Source organism: Klebsiella sp. CN_Kp113 (assembly GCF_040064585.1).
In the GTDB taxonomy this organism is placed as follows: Bacteria; Pseudomonadota; Gammaproteobacteria; order Enterobacterales; family Enterobacteriaceae; genus Klebsiella; species Klebsiella michiganensis.
Genome location: NZ_JBEAID010000022.1, coordinates 1 through 18323, shown reverse-complemented (window position 1 = coordinate 18323; position 18323 = coordinate 1). Strand labels below are relative to the sequence as shown.

Genomic DNA, 18323 nt, shown 5'->3' with positions numbered 1-18323 from the left:
GCGACGACCCTGCGGTCTCTGACTTCCCTACGCTGGCATTATCCAGATCAGGTGGTACGGGTATTTCTCAGCCCATCAGCGATGGGGCACCCCGAGTCATGAAAATTGAATCTCTATACTTTTTGCCAGCTTAGGGGAAGTTGCTTGCTGAAGCAAGCCCGCCCTTCCGGTTATCGCTTCTTCACGCTGTACCCCAGCTTGTACCTCAGTTTGTACCCCACCACAGAAACAAAAAAAGGAGCCGTTAAGCTCCTTTGTGACATAACCCAAGATCTCATGGATTCCGAGATTCAGTTTTGCGTTCTGTTTTTCTACGTCGTTCAAAGGTGCGGATTACACCCCAGATAAACAGGAACAGCACATACCAGTAAAGCGCGGTGATCATACGCGAGTGTCCTGGTTCCAGTAGGTTGCTACCGTCCTCAGAGACACCGCCATTTCTTCCGCAGCCTTTTTCTGAGTTAGTCCTTGCGCCTTGTATTCCAGAACCTTCAAACGCGTTTCATGCTGCTTTCCAGCTTTCTTGATTCCAAGGCATTCGATGGTTGAGCCAGGGAAGTAATGGTTTTTGAGGTATTCCGCTGCCGCCATGTCGGGAACGACAAACACGAGAGGGTGATCGGTATCAGTGTTGCGAATGGATGTTCGGCTAAGAAACTGGTAGCACCGTTCAAAATACATTGCCTGCCGCTTCTTCTCCATCACCGTTTCAAAATCCCAACCGATACGTTCGCAATAGTCTGCCCATCGCTTACGGTCTTTATCGCCCAGATTTGCACATCCGAGGAACACGGCACAATGAATGCTCTGATAGCTGTTTATCCCGTAGCTGGACATTGAAACGTCAACACCACCCATGCGATCACCAAGTTCAGTGAGTCCAATGGTCTTAAAATCGCAGATAGCTTTGTCGTTGTTGGTTGCAAAGATAAAATCCTTTCCGACGATTTGGCGTATTTCCCTCAAGTGGTTGTTAAAGATATTAGCGAGTTCTGACTGCCCCGCTCTTTTGATATCTTCTGAGAGGACAGCAACGATTTTGATAGGCACGTTTTTATGTTTGCGTCTCTCGGGATCAGGCTGAAGGTGTTCACCCGCTTCCTGAACCGCCATCTGAGCGACGTTCTCTGCCATCCAGACAAACCCACTGCGATTCACGCCAGCGCCGAGCACAGTGAAGCTCTTCGCCCATGTTGCGGCCTTCAGTATCGGATTATAGGTGTAGGCAAAGAAGCTGTATGACGAATCACATTCGGTGTGCATCACACCACAACCGTCGAGCGCCACGTAAAGAACCTTCTTCAAGTTATCACTGTTAGCGTGCTTCTCGTGGTAATACTTGTACAGATTGTCGTAGTGCTCTTCGCGCAGGTACAGAAGCCCGTTTCGTTCTTCCAGCCATTCCAGGAATGGGAAGTTTTCTGCCGTCCTGTCAGCATGACGGATCGTTGCTTCTGCTCCAAACCAGCCATCAGGGATCTCGTCAATCACCACATTGTGTTCTGCCAGTAGAGAACGCATCTCAAGATTGAACGTAGCGAGGTGGCAGTAGTTGGTGAAACATTCATGGGTTGTTATCACAACATTTATCTGGAAGCTATCAGCCAAAGTACTTTTCAGGTTGAGAGTCGCCCCTTCAACGAAAATGTGATGGTTTGAGATTCTAAAATGATTCAGATCTTGCTTGAACTGATCGGCTAAAGCGTGGGTTGGTACTACGATTAAGAACTTTTCTGGGACAGCTTCGTTCTTGAAGCTCAGGATGTACTCTTTCAGACGGTGGCTCTTTCCTGAGCCGCAAATCGCATTAACGAAGTTTACTACTGGTTTCTTTTCGGTCATTCGGTTCCTCTCGGTTTAGGACTGCTGTTATTAATTCACTCACCAGCGCAGCGGCTGACTTGTCTTCACGGTTGGCACGTTCAACAAGCGCCTTGTGGGTTTCATCGGTGAATCGGATGTTCATTCGGTTGTTCCTCGTTACGTAAACTCTCTTGAAGCTGCTCAATGCGGTAGCTGATCAAGGCCACCCTGAACATCTTGCGTCGTTCGTCGGAGAGATTTTTGTTGTGGGAGTATTGCTGGCAAATCTTGGGAAGGAGCTTTCCGCTACGCAGAGCTTCGAGCACATCAGTTTTCGTTTGGTACATGTACCTCCTTATTATAACGATTGTTAACTACCTACTATTCATTGTACATCAAATCGGTTGCAAAGTCAACTATTTTATGATCATTTTCAACACGTTAATAAAACAAGCACGATTTGAGATTGCATTTAACATAAATAAATGTTAGTTTTGCCAACCTTTATTTGAACGCTTCTTTTTAAAAAAACAAGCAAATAAAAAATGAACGTTAACAACTCAACTATGAGGATTTATTGACTACAAAACATACAGGAGGATTAATATGACAGATAACCAGGGACTTTCCCCAACCGAAGTTGAAGCACTCTTCACAGAGACATTTACCACCCACTCCAGCACTACCCCAACGCAAGTAACGAACACCATCGAACAGATGTTTGATAGTCTCGTGCCGTATTTCACCGAAGTAACGCATCCACAGAAACGCAGCAGACACCCCAAGGTGCTGACTTTCACCACCGATCATAAACAGATGTGGGCATACCTCAGAAGCCAACAGAGCGAGATAGCCGGATGTGTGATGTTCGACCTAAGTTGTGCGGCCCGTGACCTCGGTATGACGCAAAAACGAGTGATTACCGTCATTGGCGATCTGGAAAATGCGGGCTGGATAATCTGTCGGGACATTGGCAACCCCGGCACTGGAACCTATCAGATCACCATCCAGGACATTGAAACCATCGTTTCATTATGTAGCTCCATTACTTACGCCCAGCCGACTACCCTAACGATGGATGCGTTAAGAGGCGCTCGCCTGCTCCATTAAGTCGCTAACGCGGCGGCAGCTCCGATAATGTTAGCAATGAGATTTCCGGCTTATTATGCAAGTAAGCCGATCTTATGGCTATGCCATTTGCACAAGTAACCTGATACAGAGGGTGCAGAAAAGTCTAAAGTCTCTTTAGAGTTATTTGCATCTTCGGTAAAAGTGAAGGCTTACAATGGAACACTATCGGTGTGGAGTGGTTGCATAAACTCATTTTTTTAAGCGTATCTTGCACAGTTAACGCATGGGCGAGTTGTACGAGCACATAAAATGGAATCAATAACTGTTTATTATTTAAACAGTAGTTAGCGGTTTTGTTGGTTTTAATGTTCATTATGTGAGCAATGCGAGCATAGCAGATTACTTTTACAGGAGAATCACTCCTTAAAATCGCTTCTGGTGCAAAGGTTGCTCTCCTGTAATTGATATCTTTCATGCTCCGCATTACATGCTACTCATGCAGCATACTTTTCATGGTCGCAGTGCTCACCATGAAACAACTCTCCATAGAGCCGGAAAAGTTGACTAAATTACAAGCGATAATCAACTAATAAATGATGATTATTAATAGGTTTAATCTATGCTAATTCTACTCATATTAACCAGTCTATAACACTCTTACAGCGCTTTAACCTATTGATGAAAATCCCTCCACCCCTTATTCTATAAGGGTTTCAGCACAATCGAAGAAAAAAACATGATTCTTTTGCTAAGCAACTCCACCTAACTTGGAAATTTAAACAAACCTATATTTTAAGCCCCCTTCACTCTGAATCTACAGTATCAAACGTCTTCGCATACGGGCATTTTCCTTTGGTAACGTAGGTGAACAGATAGATGCTGTTTTCGTAGGTGCAAAGCGTCTTACCATTCTCGGTCGTATCCTGCTGGGGATCGGTCATTGTGATCTGTCCTGCTGCTGCCATCTGTGAAACCAGTAACCCAAATATCACTATCAGTGCTCTTCTCACTGCATTTCTCCTGTGCATGCTCTTTCGTCTATCAAGACTCATCCATAGCGAAGAACTGTGCAAGACATTATAGTTTCAACATTGATCAATTTTATCGATCGATAAATGATAAACCGATCGTTTTTATCAATTGATGGTTTTATACTGATTCCCGATGAATGTCTAACACCAATCGAAAAAAGGAACGCTATGAAGGGGATAACTCTTGCTGCACTCTTACTGCTGCCTCTGTCAACTTATGCAAGCTCCTATCAATGTGAAGCTCTTCAGCAAGGGCAACTGGGTAGCAATGGGAAGACAGTCACAGCACAATCCAGCATTGAAATTGATGGTTCTCAGATGCACTTCAGTTTAAATAACGCAAGCTGGGATCTCTCGTACATCGGGGAGAAGCAAATTGCCAAGCTCTATAGCACCGACAACGGCAGTGTCGCCGTGTCTTTCATTGACGGCAACCCGCTCATTTTTGTTCTGCATCTGGTTAATGATGACGGTAGAAAAGGCACTTACAACCTCAGCGAATGCTCTGAGCTATAAGGGGCGGTAATGAAAAAACTATTCGCAGCCGCCATATTTTTGTCAGTGATACCGAACGCTTATGCATTGAGTCATGGAGATACCGCCACCCTAAAAGAAGGAACATTTAACTGTAAGAAGCTGACCGACTTTTACGAGATGATCAGTTACATCCAGGACAAAGACCAACAGGGTATGATGGGCCTCATCACTTCCGGTAAATGCCGTCTCCTAAAAGAATCGATGACAGTTGAGATTCAGAACGTAGACGATAAGGGGTTTGTTTTCTTCATTACCCCAGGTGGTCATGGTGGATGGTCAGCCACACAGTTCTTCAAAGAATAATCATCTCATGCAACGACTGGCGTGTGTGATCACGCCATTTTCATCTTCGCTCGTCAAAACGAATTCAACTCCTCGTTTCAAGTCTCAAAACCATCTCCTTTTAAGACCACATCGACGCAACCACAGAATGCGGTTTCGCCTTATCTCAAAAGGTTGATCTTTTATTTTGAGACAGTTATTATTTTGATACTACTTTTTGAGACTTAGAGAACATCATGACTACTGTGATCGGATACGTGCGAGTTTCCACCAGCGACCAGAACGTTGAAAACCAGAAGCAGCAGATTGCCGATGCTGGTTATAGCGTCACTCGCTGGTTCAGCGATGAAGCGGTGAGTGGTGCAGTTAAGGCAGGAGAACGTCCAGGGTTTGGTGAACTACTAAGCTATGTGCGAGAAGGCGATACGCTGATCGTGATTGCTATAGACCGCCTGGGGCGTAACACGATTGATGTTCTTTCCACCGTGGAAATGTTGCAGACAAAAGGCGTGAAAGTTGTCAGCTTGCGTGAAGGGTTCGACCTATCAACACCAGTTGGTAAAGCGATGCTGACTATGATGGCAGGACTTGCCAGCCTGGAAAAAGATCTGATAGCAGAACGTAGAACAGCAGGAATAAAACGTGCACAATCAGAAGGTAAGCATTGCGGCAGACCTATTAAAGCGACAGTTGAACAGGTACAAGAGTTGTTAGCACAAGGTTTACCACCAGCAGCAGTCCAAGAAAGGTTAGCGATCAGCAAAGCCACCTTCTACCGATTAAAGACATCCGGTCATCTCTCCGATATTTGAAAATTGTGTAGTTTAAAATTGGGGGGCAGGAAAAAAGTGCTGAGCAGTCTAAGTAAACGCGTAGATCATCAATCAATTCCGCCTCTATCATCCATGATGTAAATAAATTCACAAACATCCATTTGGGATAGGAATGCAATAACACCCATCCTTGGATCGGTTTGATAAATATGAATATTTCATTGATTCAGTACATAAAAGACCCTATTGTTATCATAGAAACTGTAGCCCCTCACACATTGAGTTCCACTTTTGGGAACACATTGACATAGCAATCAAAGAACACTAAGATGTTCCCATATTAGGAACAAATTATGAAGTTGCTTGGAAGAAATCGGTTGAACCAGCTTAAAAGTAAGAGTTCCGCCACTAAAGTTTGGGTAACCGCATGGTCATCTGAGATTGATTCATGCAGTTGGAAATCCGTTGATGAGGTGAAAGATCGATTCCCATCAGTCGTTTGTATTGAGAATTGTATGTTCACATTCAAAGTTGATGGCTGTGATATGGTCATTGAAACCATCATGGATTTCAATGCGTTGACTGTATTGATTATTGCTGTAAAGGTCACATGAATGGGTATTAAAGTTATAAAGACAGAACAACAGCATCAGGACTACCTGGAGCGAATCCATTCTTTGATGCTTATGATGCCACCGACTCGCTCGGACGAGCATGAAGAACTCGAGCTTCTAATCACGGTCGTAGAAGCCTATGAAAACTCGAAGTATCCGATTGAGCCACCTGATCCTATTGATGCAATTTTGTTTAGGATGCATGAAAAGGGTTTAAAACAGGTTGATCTCGTTCCCTATTTGGGAACAAGAAGCCGTGTTTCTGAAATTCTTTCCCGGAAGCGCCCCTTAACAGTCTCAATGATTAAAGCCTTGTCCATTGGATTGGGGATTTCTACTGATACACTGATAGGCATAAATTCAGATGATAATCAATCTCATGAGGAAGGTGTAGATTGGTCCAAATTTCCCTTAAAAGAAATGATCAACCGTGGATGGATTGCTGAAAACGGAAATGCTCTAAAAAGTTCGGCTGAAGACATTATCAAAGGTTTTATAAACCAGTTAGGCTGGCAAAGCGGAAGCCTTTCTTTCAAAAGAACATTGTCTGGTGATGCTTACTCGCCTTCAACACAATATGCATTGTATGCGTGGGTTAGTAGAGTTGTGCAGCAAGCGCGGAAGAAAAAAAGCTCTCTCGGGATTTTCGACCCAAATGTGTTATCGGCAAGTTTTCTACGAGATCTCGCACAGTTAAGCTGGTTCGAAAAAGGCCCACTTCTTGCGGTAGAATTTCTCGAGAAACATGGGATAGCAATTATAATAGAGCCAAGTTTAAAAGGTACTCGTATTGATGGTGCCGCATTAAAAGATATTGATGGACAACCTATCATTGGCCTTAGCCTAAGATATGATCGTCTTGATAATTTCTGGTTTACTTTGCTTCATGAAGTCGCTCATATCTGGAAGCATGTTCATAATGAAGAAACATTTCTGGATGATTTAGATGCATCTTCGGATGATAAAAAAGAATCAGAAGCAAATAGGTTGGCAAGGGAAGCATTTATACCAAGAGCCGTCTGGAAAAGAAGTGATGCTTATATATCCCCAACAAAAGAAAACATAGACATTTTATCAAGGGAGTTAAAAATAACACCAGCAATCATTGCGGGAAGATTAAGAAGAGAGTTAGGAAATTACCGTCTTTTTGCAGATCTCATCGGTCAGGGTGAGGTTAGTAGAATTTTATCTACAGCAGTTATCGAATAGCTTCCGGAGGCCGTTATATGTATCCTACTTATGTTCCTATACTGAAAGCAAAGCCTGGTGAATTTGCGGCATTAGAAAAACTTAAAACTGCATATTCACAAAGGATAACACCTTTTTTCGAGATCCCTAAATTCACACAAAAAATGCGTGAACAGGCTTATTATCGTGACTCCACCCAGCCTAAAAAACATTATCTCGATAAGATTTCAAATGAAATTTCAAAATCATGTAAAAGTTCGGCAATCTTTTTTGATCATTTTGAATGGAAGCCAAATGAATATACCGAAACAGGAGAGCATGTATACGGTTACATGTATCGTAAACTCTCAGAAAGTGGCTTGAAAGTTCATCCAGTTGTGGGATTTGACCGATGGGATGATGTTGATTATCAGAATGCGTTGTGTAATTTATCCATTGCAGACGACACATATTTTTGTTTGCGTATTGACTCGGAAACAATAGAAGATGCTTATGATGAAGATTATTTCAAAGATAGCATTGACAGCATAATTCAGGGATTAAATCTCACAAACCAGCAAATCATCATTTTGCTTGATTTTGGCGATGTTACTAAAAAATCTATCGTTTCATTACTTGCAGATCTGCAACATCTTCTTAAGATTGTCAGTGAATATAAATTTAGCACTGTGATGATGGCTGGTGCTTCATTTCCAATGATTATTAACGAAGCCGTTAAGGATGAAGATTCTACTGACTATGTCGAACGCCGTGAAATGGTTGTTTGGAAAACACTTATGGAAGATAGTAATCACAACCTCATATTCGCGGATTATGGGATACGAAATCCTTCAGCAGCAGATGACATTATTGCAACTCATGCAAATGGGAAAATTCGTTACACTATTTCTAATAGATATTTTGTGGCTCGAGGACATTCTAAGCAAAAAGGCAATAAAGGTGAGCAAATTTATGACCTCGCCAAGGTTATTGTAAATTCGTCTCATTACTTAGGGCCGGAATTTTCATGGGGCGATGAGAAAATACTTGATTGCAGTATGAAGAAATTGAAAGGCAGGCCACAGGACTGGATCGGATTTGATACTAATCATCACATCAGCTATGTTGTTGAAGAAGTCTTAGAATTCAACCGTATCAAAGCAGCAAAACATGCAGAAGAAATATAAATTGTAAATTGACGATGCCCACTGATGTGGGCATCTTCTATTTCATATAGTTATACAACACTAACTGACAGTTATATTGCTAATGAGGATCACCATATTTTTTATAGTCGTACACACAGAGTAAACGCCTATAATCTGTTCCTTTTTTGTCTGGCATCGAACGTAAAAGCCCTTCGACATCATCAGGAACAATAATATTGTTCCATGTTGACCATATAATAGAATTTATTTTATTAGTTCGAGTTATTGATTCATCGGAATAAATATCACCCCAATTATCATGCGTATTTTGCACAGCAATTGGCAAACCAGCAAGATACTCTTCGATTTTTCTTCTTTGTTGATTTTTAAGCGGTTCACACTTAGCAAGCTCATGGCAAACCTGACAGAAGCCATATATTGGAAACCATTGGGTAGATGTTATATTTATTTTGTCGATCAATTGTAACAATTGATGGTTTGATTCATCAATTATATCAAAATAATCCGTCATGAAATTCGACGAGTTCTTATGCTCGTATTTTATAGAATTATTTGATCCTATTACTAATATTTTATCGCTATTATTCAGAGAGTCGATATCCTCTGTAATATTGACTTTTATACTGGTACCATCATCATGTACACCAGAATATATATCCTTAACAATACTTTGAACTTTCCGTATATCCATAGCAGACACTGGTAGATTCAAGTTAGATAGTGATCTATATATTTCTATAAAATCATCTGTCTTTATTTTATTAATTCTTATTGTGGAAAAACCTTCTAAATCAATGTCATGCTCAGTAATATCATGTGATGCTGAATCTTTTTCAAACTCAACCAAGAGAAAGTTATTTCTAATACGTTGTGCAGTAAGTGAGTTTGGTTCGACATAAGTAAAAATAGTTTTCAGTAAGCTCTTTATGTTTTCATCACCAATTCCATACCCCATGAATATAATAGGGTTATGAATGAAAATTGAGAGTAATTGAGCACGAATTAACTCATACTTGTTATCAAAATGAGCATAGTCATCTTCAGTTATGATGATTTTAGATGGGTCTTTAATACAGCCATGAATCTTGTATACTGAACCATAGGGATTGCTCAACAATATATCATTCCCTACTAACGGTTCAAAGCTAAATACGTCTTCAACAAGACCATCATAGTTTGTAGTTATAACTGAGCCTACATTTTTCCTGATTTTCTTTAACTCTGCCAATTCCTCTTTTTTATTCTCTCTATAATCAAGGCTCCCTACTAACTTTGAAATGTATATTTTAAATCTGCTCAGATTATTTTCACGTTCCATCTCAGCATAGAAATAATCATTTATGTCTTTAAATTTACCATTACGATCTTCACCTAATGCTTGGTTAAATGCTTTTTCTAATTTAGTAGCAATTAGGGAATAGTTATATTTACCATCAACTTGGCATTCAGCTTTAATATCTAAATAAAACTCATTATTTCCTTTCAACTCAAAAGCAATATACTTTAACAATCCATCCCATGTATGCGAATTGTTAAGATATCTCAAACTAACACCTGCTCCGATGAAAAGCACTGGGTGGTTGCGATACTGGCCTATAAATTCCCGGATATTCATGTCACCCCCTCTGATAAGTCAGAACATTCTATCTTGACTGCTTGACAAATCAATCATGTAGACAAACATATATGAGCTAAGATAGCCCAGTAGCCATCGCTGACTTTGCGTCCCTACGATTGATTTCTCATGTCTTCGATGTTAGACCCAGCAAAGTCCATCAACTACATAGGAGACTGTAGATAGAGGAAACGTATGTAAATATCGTTTAGTGATCCCTCCGCTCTTCTCATGGCCTACTGTTTGCTGCAGGTGCAGGATGTTTTTCACCCATCCAGCCATAGCTGTAGAACAAACTGAGTGACGGATGGAATGCAGTAATCGCCGTTGTCCATAATCGTCCAGATAAGGAATACCCAACTGATCTCGAACATCAGCAAAGACTTTACCGATCTTAGTCATGTTTGTACCTGCCACTTCTGAAAAAATCCGCTCTTTCCACTGGCGATCAACGTACTCCATGAAACCCCATTCGATTAACTTAGGGTGGATGACTACCTGCCTCGTAGCGTTCTCAGTTTTCCCCTGCCCTCCTTCAGCAATCAGGAAATAGTAACGCTGGCTATCTTCGTCAAATTTAATCTGTGACTTCTCCAGCTTTCCTATCTCGCCTCTTCTCGCTCCCGTGTATGCCAATAACAACGTGATCCATTTTTGCCAATTATCGGGTTGCTTAAGCGCCCACCCTACAAACTTTTTCATCTCGGCTGTACTGTATGCGCCAAATCTTGCTTTCGATGGTGCAGCCACTACTCCATCAGTTGGCGATTTCAGCAAAACGTCTTTGCTTTCAGTAAGAAAAGTTTTGAACAGTGATTTGTAGAGCTTTAGATGTTTATGGATGGCTTCAACCCCAACCAGTTCATCAGCTGGGACATCGTCACATTCTATCAATTGCTGAATGCTCATTGAGCGATAAGGCTGTACAACGCGCTTAGGGAGGTTCTCAACAACTTCCATCACCTGTTTAATGTTCTGTTTGCTAATCGTCGCTACATCAGTTTCCCCTCCCAAGACCGTTAACAGCACTTCCATGTATCGCTCATTTGCCATTGAGATCGATTTCGTCCAGTTGCGTCCCTTTTCGTCTTTGTACATCGTCCACGCATCCGAGAGAGTTAGCACTTTTTCCGGTTCGGCTGGCGGTTGAGATTCCACGATTTCAACAGGAGGAGCGATCTGCTGGTGGGCCAAAAATGGATTTCTCGCAGCCTTGCGTTCTGACGCAATCAGATTAGACAAAAATGATTCGAACACGAGGAGCGGCGTAGCTAATGATTGAACAAAAGGAATGTGTGGCGTAACGCCAATCATCAAAGCAGATGCTTCACGATAGCTGTCAGTGAGGAGAGATTTCTTATACATCTTGCCATTTGAAAGCCGGATTTGCAGGTAGTAGTTGCCGTTTCGCTGAAACGTGTATGGAAGAGTTTTGTACCCCATGAATACACCCTTTTTGTACCTCAAGTGCATTACGCACCGACAAAAAGAGAGTCAATCTCATGATAAGTAGGCCGAATTTCGGCCCCCTACGCTGGCATTATCCAGATCAGGTGGTACGGGTTTTTCTCAGCCTTCACAAGGAAGGGCACCCCGAGTCATTGAGAGATAAAAACGTTCTCAGCGGGCAGGTTACGGTAAGTCGCGGGACAACGCAAGCCGGCCCGGCGTAGGTATACAAGCGCAAGGCAATTCAAAATTAACAATAAGCAATCAAATAATTAACAAAACAAACACTTTTGCAGATACGTGTTTATAGTTTAGGAGGCGTTACAGGATGTAACCCGACGTCATATCGAAATTAACGAGTGAATCAGCGTAAACCCATGAGGATTCCGATGAAATTAACACCGATTATGAAAAGTCTGGCTCTGGCAGGAATTATCTCGACTCTCCCTGTGACCAGCTGGGCCGAAACGTCGCCGAAAGAAGCCGCTGCGGCGACCAAACAGGCAAACGACGCGCTGTATAAACAGCTCCCCTTCTCCGACAACACCGACTTTACCAACGCGCATAAAGGTTTTATTGCCGCGCTTCCTACGGAGGTGATTAAAGGTGAACAGGGCAACGTTATCTGGAACCCGCAGCAGTACGACTTTATTAAAGAGGGGGAAAAGGCGCCGGATACGGTCAACCCCAGCCTCTGGCGTCAATCCCAGCTCATCAATATCAGCGGCCTGTTTGAAGTGACCGAAGGCGTGTACCAGATCCGCAACCTCGATCTCTCCAATATGACCATCATTGAAGGTAAAGAGGGCATCACGGTTGTAGATCCGCTGGTATCAGCGGAGACCGCAAAGGTCGGAATGGATCTGTATTACAAAAATCGCGGCAATAAGCCGGTCGTTGCGGTGATCTACACCCACAGCCACGTTGACCATTACGGCGGCGTGCGCGGCGTGGTCGATGAAGCCGATGTCAAATCCGGCAAAGTCAAAATCTACGCGCCTTCCGGTTTTATGGAAGCCGCCGTTGCTGAAAATATTATGGCCGGTAACGTGATGAGCCGTCGCGCCAGCTATATGTACGGCAACCTGCTCAAACCGGATGCCACCGGCCAGGTTGGCGCAGGTCTCGGCACCACGACCTCTGCCGGCACCGTCACGCTGATTGCTCCCACCAATATCATCGAGAAAGATGGCCAGAAAGAGATTATCGACGGCCTGACCTACGATTTTATGCTGGCGCCGGGCTCGGAAGCACCGTCGGAAATGCTGTGGTATATCGAAGAGAAGAAGCTCATTGAATCCGCCGAAGATGTCACCCATACCCTGCATAACACCTACTCGCTGCGCGGGGCGAAAATTCGTGAACCGCTACCGTGGTCGAAATATATCAACGCCGCCATTGTGCGCTGGGGCGACAAGGCTGAAATCATTATGGCCCAGCACCACTGGCCGACCTGGGGTAATGAGAACGTGGTTAACCTGCTGAAGAGCCAGCGCGACCTGTATCGGTACATTAATGACCAGACTCTGCGCATGGCCAACGAGGGCCTGACCCGCGATGAGATCGCCGCTAAATTCAAGCTGCCGGACAGCCTGGCCAATACCTGGGCCAACCGCGGCTACTACGGCTCCGTCAGCCATGACGTGAAGGCTACCTACGTCCTCTATCTCGGCTGGTTCGACGGCAACCCGGCTACGCTGGACGAGCTGCCGCCGGAAGAAGCGGCGAAGAAGTTCGTTGATTATATGGGCGGCGCCGACGCTATCCTCAAGAAAGCCAAAGAAGATTACAACCAGGGCAACTATCGCTGGGTAGCTCAGGTAGTCAGCAAAATTGTCTTCGCCGATCCCGGTAATCTGGAGGCGCGTAATCTGGAAGCCGATGCCCTGGAACAGCTGGGCTATCAGGCGGAATCAGGACCGTGGCGTAATTTCTACCTGACCGGCGCGCAGGAGCTACGCAACGGCGTCGTGAAAGGCCCGACGCCGAATACCGCCAGCCCGGATACCGTGCGGGCCATGACCCCGGAAATGTTTTTCGACTATCTTGCGGTCCACATCAACGGCGAAAAAGCCGGAACCGCCAAAGCGGTATTCAATATCGACCTTGGTAACGATGGCGGTAAATATAAGCTAGAGCTGGAAAACGGCGTGCTCAACCACACCGCCGATGCCGAAGCCAAAGACGCCGACGCTACCATCGCGCTGGATCGCGCCACGCTGAACAAAATCATCCTGAAAGAGGAAACGCTAAAACAGGCGGAGGATAAGGGTGAAGTCAAAGTGACCGGCGACGGCGCGAAGCTGGACGAGATGCTGGGCTATATGGATAAATTTGAGTTCTGGTTCAATATCGTGACGCCGTAAATAAGCTCCCGCGGCGGCCAGCTGCGGGGTTCCCCTCCCGGAGTCGACGCGCGCCGGTCAGCGCAGCGAACTTAGTAATAATGCGAAACATTCCTCAATCAGCGGCGGCAAAGGCTGCGGCCCGCGCATCAGCGCCACGGTTCGCGTCAGCGCGGGCTGCTGAAGCTGCGCCACCTTTAACGCCGGATCCTGAAGGTGGGTAGTATACAGCTCAGGCAGAATCGCCACCGCCAGCCGGGAACGCACCAGGCCGTAAAGCGTTTCAATATAGTCAACCTGATAACGCGTATTCAGCGTGAGGCGATGGCTCTCCGCCAGCGCGCCGACCAGACGCTGAATATTGCCCTTTGAGAACACCGCGATATCGCGCCCCGCGAGCAGCTTCCACGGCAGATGCGGCTGCCCGGCCAGCGGATCGTCGCAGTGCAGCACCGCCACAAACGGATCGTCGCGCAGAGGATAAACCTGCAGCTCAGGCGGTAACGAACTGTCTATTGCGCCAACGGCAAAATCTATCTTTCCCGACTGCAGCTCGCAAAACAGGGCGTCGTTGGTCTGATCGTGAAACTCCACCCTCAGGCGCGGAAACGCCTGGGCCAGCGTTTGCGGCAGCAGCGGAAACAGCAGCGAGCTCACCGAGGGCACCAGCCCGATACGCACCGTACCGTCGCCGCCGGCCTCGACTATCTGCTGCATATCCTGAAACGCCAGCTGCGCCACGCTCAGCACCCGTCGGGCGTGGGGCAAAATCGCCGCCCCCAGCTCGGTTAAGGTCACCGCCGAGGCGGTACGGTTGACCAGCTTGCCGCCGAGCACCGTCTCGATTTGCCGCAGCGCGCTGCTTAGCGCCGGCTGGCTGATAGCCAGCCGGTTAGCGGTGTCGGTGAAGTGGCGTAGCTGGGCCAGGGTCACAAAGTACTGGATCTGCTTAAGGGAGAGCGCGGGCAGACGCTGCCAGGGTTCAGTCATCATGTTTTCATCAATGGTGAGCATGCAGAATAACCCGAGGTTATCGGGCGATAAATTTATTCATCTGGGCAAACGTTTGCTCTGCCCCTAGAGTATCCCCATTATCCTTGTGCCGGAGTTGTTATGTCCAGCAGTGCTGAAACCCGCCGCCGCGCCGTGCAGGCCGCACGCGGCGAATCCCCGTTCGATCTCTTATTAACCGACGCGCAGATTGTCGATATGGCCACCGGAGAGATCCGCGAGGCCGACGTCGGGATCGTCGGCGAAACCATCGCCAGCGTGCACCCGCGCGGCAGCCGCTCCGATGCCCACGAACGCCGCTCGCTGGCGGGATATTTCCTGTCGCCGGGGCTGATGGACACGCACGTCCACCTTGAAAGCTCCCACCTGCCGCCTGAACGCTATGCCGAAATCGTCCTGGCTCAGGGCACCACGGCGGTATTCTGGGACCCGCACGAGCTGGCCAACGTGCTGGGCGTCGAAGGCGTGCGCTACGCCGTCGCCGCCAGCCGCCATCTGCCGCTGCAGGTGATGGTCGCGGCGCCGTCCAGCGTGCCGTCGACGCCGGGACTGGAGATGTCCGGCGCCGATTTTGCCGGCGCGGAGATGGAAACCATGCTGGCCTGGCCGGAAGTTTGCGGCGTCGCCGAAGTGATGGATATGCACGGCGTGCTGCACGGCAGCGAGCGGATGCAGGAGATTATCCAGGCCGGTCTCAACAGCGGCAAGCTGATCGAAGGCCACGCCCGCGGTTTGCGCGGCGCGGATCTGCAGGCCTACCTTGCCGCCGGGGTCACCTCCGATCACGAGCTCACCTCGGCGGACGATGCGCTGGAAAAACTGCGCGCCGGGCTGACTATCGAAATTCGCGGCTCGCACCCTTACCTGCTGCCGGATATCGTTACCGCGCTGAAAACGCTGCCGCATCTCTCCTCGCAAATCACCGTCTGCACCGACGATGTGCCGCCGGATATGCTGCTGGAAAAAGGCGGCATTATCGCCCTGCTCAACCTGCTGATTGAGCACGGACTGCCGGCCACCGACGTCCTGCGCTTCGCCACCTTAAACGCGGCGATCCGTCTGCAACGTAACGATCTGGGGCTGATTGCCGCCGGACGCCGCGCCGATCTGGTGGTTTTTGATTCATTAGAAAAGCTCGACGCGCGGGAGGTGTACGTCGCCGGGAAGCTGATTGCCCGCGAGGGCGCACTGCTTGAGTCGATTCCGCCGGCGGCGGGTATTACCCCGCCGCGCGATACCCTGCAGATGCCGCCGCTCAGCCCTGACGATTTTATCCTCCGCGTCGGCGCGATTCGCCACGGCGTCGCCCGCCTGCGGCATATTCGCGGCGCGCGCTTTACCCAGTGGGGAGAGGTTGAGGTGCAGGTCCGCGATGGCCGGGTGCAAATCCCGGACGGGTTTAGCCTGATTTGGGTTAAGCACCGCCACGGTCGTCACCAGGCGACGCCGCAAATTGCGCTGCTGGAAGGCTGGGGCGAGCTGCGCGGCGCCATCGCCACCAGCTACTCCCACGATTCCCACAACCTGGTGGTGCTCGGCCGCGATGCCGACGAGATGGCGCTGGCGGCAAACCGCCTGATCGCCTCCGGCGGCGGTATGGCGCTGTCTCAGCAGGGAAAAATCCTTGCCCACGTGGCGATGCCGATTGCCGGAATGCTTTCCGACTTGCCCGCTCCGGAGCTGGCCAGACAGTTCCGCCAGCTTCGCGACCTGAGCGCGGAGGTCGCCGACTGGGAGCCGCCCTATCGCGTATTTAAGGCTATCGAAGGCACCTGCCTTGCCTGTAACGCCGGACCGCATTTGACCGATTTAGGTTTGACCGACGGCAGCACCCGCCAGATCGTCGAGCCGCTGATAGACTGCCGGGAAATCCCGGAACACACAGAACACAACAATAATCATCAGGGAGCCTGAGCATGGCCGACAATACCCTTCATTCATCCACGCAAGGAAGCTGGCTGGAGCGCCGTTTTGCCTTGTATTCCCGCGGCAGCACGCTGCGCACCGAATGCCTCGCGGGCATCACCGGCTTTCTCGCCGCCGCCTACCTGCTGGTGGTTATCCCCGGCCTGCTGGCGGTTGGCGGGATGGATAAAGGCGCGGCAACCACCGGCACGATTCTGGTGTTCGTCGGCGGCACGCTGCTGATGGCGTTTTATGCCAACCTGCCGTTTATCGTCGGGCCGGGCATCGGCGGCTCGGTGCTGGTCGGCGTCACGCTGGCAGGCAGCGAAGGCATTGGCTGGCAGATTGGTCTTGGGATCGCCTGCTGGTCGGGGATTCTGTTTTTCCTGCTAACCAGGTTCGGCCTGCGTGAAGTGGTGACCCGTTCGGTGCCGCAATCGATCAAGCTCGGCCTGACGGCCTCCATTGGGCTGTTTGTCGCGGTGCTGGGTTTCCGTAACGCCGGGCTGGTGCTGGCTAACGCCAAAACCAACGCCCTGATGCTCGGCGATTTTCTCTCACCGGGGGCGCTGGTGGCGCTCTGCGGGCTGTTTCTGGCCATTGCCCTGCAGGCGAGAAAAATCCCCGGCTCAATTCTGTGGGCGATTCTCTTTGCCACCCTGGTCGGCATTCCGATGGGCGTCACCAGACTCCCGGGCAGCTTTATCGATATGCCGCATTCGCTGACGCCGGTGCTGGGGCAAATCGATATGCTGGGCGCGCTGAATATCGCCTTCCTGCCGTTCCTGTTCGTCTTTTTCGCCTCAGAGTTCTTTTCCACGATGGGCACCACGCTGGCGGTAGGCGGCGAAGCGGGCCTGCTGGATGAAGAAGGCAATATGCCGCATATCAATCGCCCGTTTATGGTTGACTCGATCGCCGCGGCCGTTGGCCCCTGGCTGGGCATTCCGGCGGCGACCGCGCTGATTGAATCCTCAGCGGCAGCGGAAGCCGGCGGTAAAACCGGGTTAACCGCGCTGTCGGCGGCGGTGATGTTCCTCCTGATGCTGCTGTTTACCCCGGTGGCGCTGATGATTCCGAAAGAGGCGACCGCGCCTGCGCTGATCCTCATTGGCCTGAATATGTTCAGCGGCCTGCGCAAAGTGGACCTGGCAAACTTCACCGACGGCCTGCCGGTGCTGATGATGGTGATGATTACGCTGATTGCCAATAGCTTCGGGACCGGGATTGCCGGCGGGCTGCTGTTTTATGTGGTGATTAAAACGATTGCCGGCAAATGGCGGGAAATCCCCATCGGGCTGTGGATCCTTGCGATTCCGCTGGTCTACTACTTTGCCACGCTGGTGAAGCATTAAGCTTCGCACCGATCGTTCTCCCGGAGGCGGCGCTAGCGCGCCTGTTCGGGCTACCAATCCGTAGCCCGGCTAAGCGCAGCGCGAGCCGGGAAAAAGCCGCGCCGATGCATCACCCCGACACCGTCCCGGAGGCGGCGCTGGCGCGCCTGTCCGGGCTTGTATGATTACTCCGTCAGAAAGAACCGGCCAGTTCTCT

Annotated in this window: 16 protein-coding genes and 2 riboswitches; of the genes, 10 read left to right on the top strand and 6 right to left on the bottom strand. The window is 48.4% G+C overall.

Features of this window, described 5'->3' with window-relative positions; all coding sequences use genetic code 11:
• Positions 1–7: 7 nt before the first annotated feature.
• Positions 8–104: riboswitch (TPP riboswitch) on the bottom strand.
• Positions 105–381: 277 nt separating this feature from the next.
• Together ABLV30_RS13905 and ABLV30_RS13900 are read right to left on the bottom strand one after the other, a co-directional pair.
• Positions 382–1842: a DEAD/DEAH box helicase family protein gene (locus ABLV30_RS13905; RefSeq protein WP_048221071.1), complete on the bottom strand. Its 1461-nt coding sequence runs from the start codon at positions 1840–1842 to the stop codon at positions 382–384.
• Positions 1843–1943: 101 nt separating this feature from the next.
• On the bottom strand, positions 1944–2150 hold the full coding sequence (locus ABLV30_RS13900) for a hypothetical protein (protein ID WP_008324553.1): 207 nt from the start codon (positions 2148–2150) through the stop codon (positions 1944–1946).
• Between the two features lie 259 nt (positions 2151–2409).
• Here ABLV30_RS13900 and ABLV30_RS13895 point away from each other — a divergent pair, with 259 nt between their 5' ends.
• The gene (locus ABLV30_RS13895) at positions 2410–2913 is read left to right on the top strand and encodes a hypothetical protein (protein WP_008324552.1); all 504 of its coding nucleotides are present in this window, start codon (positions 2410–2412) and stop codon (positions 2911–2913) included.
• A gap of 764 nt (positions 2914–3677) precedes the next feature.
• Here the strand turns inward: ABLV30_RS13895 and ABLV30_RS13890 are convergent.
• Entirely contained in the window at positions 3678–3902 is a 225-nt protein-coding gene (locus tag ABLV30_RS13890; protein ID WP_046275908.1) for a hypothetical protein, read from the bottom strand.
• A 171-nt stretch (positions 3903–4073) separates the two neighbouring features.
• Here ABLV30_RS13890 and ABLV30_RS13885 point away from each other — a divergent pair, with 171 nt between their 5' ends.
• From ABLV30_RS13885 to ABLV30_RS13860, 6 genes are all read left to right on the top strand, one after another.
• Positions 4074–4421, top strand: coding sequence for a hypothetical protein (locus tag ABLV30_RS13885; RefSeq protein WP_008324549.1), 348 nt, complete (start codon positions 4074–4076; stop codon positions 4419–4421).
• Positions 4422–4430: 9 nt separating this feature from the next.
• On the top strand, positions 4431–4745 hold the full coding sequence (locus ABLV30_RS13880; protein ID WP_046275909.1) for a hypothetical protein: 315 nt from the start codon (positions 4431–4433) through the stop codon (positions 4743–4745).
• Positions 4746–4960: 215 nt separating this feature from the next.
• Positions 4961–5536 carry a recombinase family protein gene (locus ABLV30_RS13875; protein ID WP_049014278.1) on the top strand — a complete coding sequence of 192 codons (576 nt, stop codon included), beginning with the start codon at positions 4961–4963 and terminating at the stop codon, positions 5534–5536.
• 314 nt (positions 5537–5850) lie between these two features.
• Positions 5851–6111 (top strand): type II toxin-antitoxin system HigB family toxin, encoded by a 261-nt coding sequence (locus ABLV30_RS13870; protein WP_049014279.1) that lies wholly within the window; start codon positions 5851–5853, stop codon positions 6109–6111.
• Positions 6112–7320, top strand: a complete 1209-nt coding sequence (locus ABLV30_RS13865; protein WP_348865609.1) for an ImmA/IrrE family metallo-endopeptidase — start codon at positions 6112–6114, stop codon at positions 7318–7320.
• A 17-nt stretch (positions 7321–7337) separates the two neighbouring features.
• Positions 7338–8465 (top strand): beta family protein, encoded by a 1128-nt coding sequence (locus ABLV30_RS13860; RefSeq protein ID WP_049014284.1) that lies wholly within the window; start codon positions 7338–7340, stop codon positions 8463–8465.
• A gap of 79 nt (positions 8466–8544) precedes the next feature.
• Here the strand turns inward: ABLV30_RS13860 and ABLV30_RS13855 are convergent, their stop codons facing one another.
• Both ABLV30_RS13855 and ABLV30_RS13850 read right to left on the bottom strand, forming a co-directional pair.
• A complete protein-coding gene (locus ABLV30_RS13855) occupies positions 8545–10062 on the bottom strand; it encodes an SIR2 family protein (RefSeq protein WP_049014286.1) in 1518 nt (505 codons plus the stop codon).
• 141 nt (positions 10063–10203) lie between these two features.
• On the bottom strand, positions 10204–11505 hold the full coding sequence (locus tag ABLV30_RS13850) for a tyrosine-type recombinase/integrase (RefSeq protein ID WP_049014287.1): 1302 nt from the start codon (positions 11503–11505) through the stop codon (positions 10204–10206).
• A gap of 67 nt (positions 11506–11572) precedes the next feature.
• Positions 11573–11668, bottom strand: a riboswitch (TPP riboswitch).
• 232 nt (positions 11669–11900) lie between these two features.
• Here ABLV30_RS13850 and ABLV30_RS13845 point away from each other — a divergent pair.
• The gene (locus ABLV30_RS13845; RefSeq protein WP_148850850.1) at positions 11901–13877 is read left to right on the top strand and encodes an alkyl sulfatase dimerization domain-containing protein; all 1977 of its coding nucleotides are present in this window, start codon (positions 11901–11903) and stop codon (positions 13875–13877) included.
• 57 nt (positions 13878–13934) lie between these two features.
• Here the strand turns inward: ABLV30_RS13845 and ABLV30_RS13840 are convergent, their stop codons facing one another.
• Positions 13935–14849: a LysR family transcriptional regulator gene (locus ABLV30_RS13840; RefSeq protein WP_162557628.1), complete on the bottom strand. Its 915-nt coding sequence runs from the start codon at positions 14847–14849 to the stop codon at positions 13935–13937.
• A 120-nt stretch (positions 14850–14969) separates the two neighbouring features.
• Between ABLV30_RS13840 and ABLV30_RS13835 the strand changes: the two genes are divergently transcribed.
• Positions 14970–16781 carry an adenine deaminase C-terminal domain-containing protein gene (locus tag ABLV30_RS13835; protein ID WP_014839035.1) on the top strand — a complete coding sequence of 604 codons (1812 nt, stop codon included), beginning with the start codon at positions 14970–14972 and terminating at the stop codon, positions 16779–16781.
• Positions 16782–16783: 2 nt separating this feature from the next.
• On the top strand, positions 16784–18127 hold the full coding sequence (locus ABLV30_RS13830) for an NCS2 family permease (protein ID WP_047723259.1): 1344 nt from the start codon (positions 16784–16786) through the stop codon (positions 18125–18127).
• Positions 18128–18323: the final 196 nt, after the last annotated feature.

What these genes read in the sequence shown, in the direction of transcription:
- ABLV30_RS13835 (WP_014839035.1), top strand. Translation starts at nt 14,970, where the DNA reads ATGTCCAGCAGTGCTGAAACCCGCCGCCGCGCCGTGCAGGCCGCACGC.
- ABLV30_RS13895 (WP_008324552.1), top strand. Translation starts at nt 2,410, where the DNA reads ATGACAGATAACCAGGGACTTTCCCCAACCGAAGTTGAAGCACTCTTC.
- ABLV30_RS13865 (WP_348865609.1), top strand. Translation starts at nt 6,112, where the DNA reads ATGGGTATTAAAGTTATAAAGACAGAACAACAGCATCAGGACTACCTG.
- ABLV30_RS13880 (WP_046275909.1), top strand. Translation starts at nt 4,431, where the DNA reads ATGAAAAAACTATTCGCAGCCGCCATATTTTTGTCAGTGATACCGAAC.
- ABLV30_RS13875 (WP_049014278.1), top strand. Translation starts at nt 4,961, where the DNA reads ATGACTACTGTGATCGGATACGTGCGAGTTTCCACCAGCGACCAGAAC.
- ABLV30_RS13885 (WP_008324549.1), top strand. Translation starts at nt 4,074, where the DNA reads ATGAAGGGGATAACTCTTGCTGCACTCTTACTGCTGCCTCTGTCAACT.
- ABLV30_RS13890 (WP_046275908.1), bottom strand. Translation starts at nt 3,902, where the DNA reads ATGCACAGGAGAAATGCAGTGAGAAGAGCACTGATAGTGATATTTGGG.
- ABLV30_RS13845 (WP_148850850.1), top strand. Translation starts at nt 11,901, where the DNA reads ATGAAATTAACACCGATTATGAAAAGTCTGGCTCTGGCAGGAATTATC.
- ABLV30_RS13840 (WP_162557628.1), bottom strand. Translation starts at nt 14,849, where the DNA reads ATGATGACTGAACCCTGGCAGCGTCTGCCCGCGCTCTCCCTTAAGCAG.
- ABLV30_RS13860 (WP_049014284.1), top strand. Translation starts at nt 7,338, where the DNA reads ATGTATCCTACTTATGTTCCTATACTGAAAGCAAAGCCTGGTGAATTT.
- ABLV30_RS13900 (WP_008324553.1), bottom strand. Translation starts at nt 2,150, where the DNA reads ATGTACCAAACGAAAACTGATGTGCTCGAAGCTCTGCGTAGCGGAAAG.
- ABLV30_RS13830 (WP_047723259.1), top strand. Translation starts at nt 16,784, where the DNA reads ATGGCCGACAATACCCTTCATTCATCCACGCAAGGAAGCTGGCTGGAG.
- ABLV30_RS13855 (WP_049014286.1), bottom strand. Translation starts at nt 10,062, where the DNA reads ATGAATATCCGGGAATTTATAGGCCAGTATCGCAACCACCCAGTGCTT.
- ABLV30_RS13850 (WP_049014287.1), bottom strand. Translation starts at nt 11,505, where the DNA reads ATGGGGTACAAAACTCTTCCATACACGTTTCAGCGAAACGGCAACTAC.
- ABLV30_RS13905 (WP_048221071.1), bottom strand. Translation starts at nt 1,842, where the DNA reads ATGACCGAAAAGAAACCAGTAGTAAACTTCGTTAATGCGATTTGCGGC.
- ABLV30_RS13870 (WP_049014279.1), top strand. Translation starts at nt 5,851, where the DNA reads ATGAAGTTGCTTGGAAGAAATCGGTTGAACCAGCTTAAAAGTAAGAGT.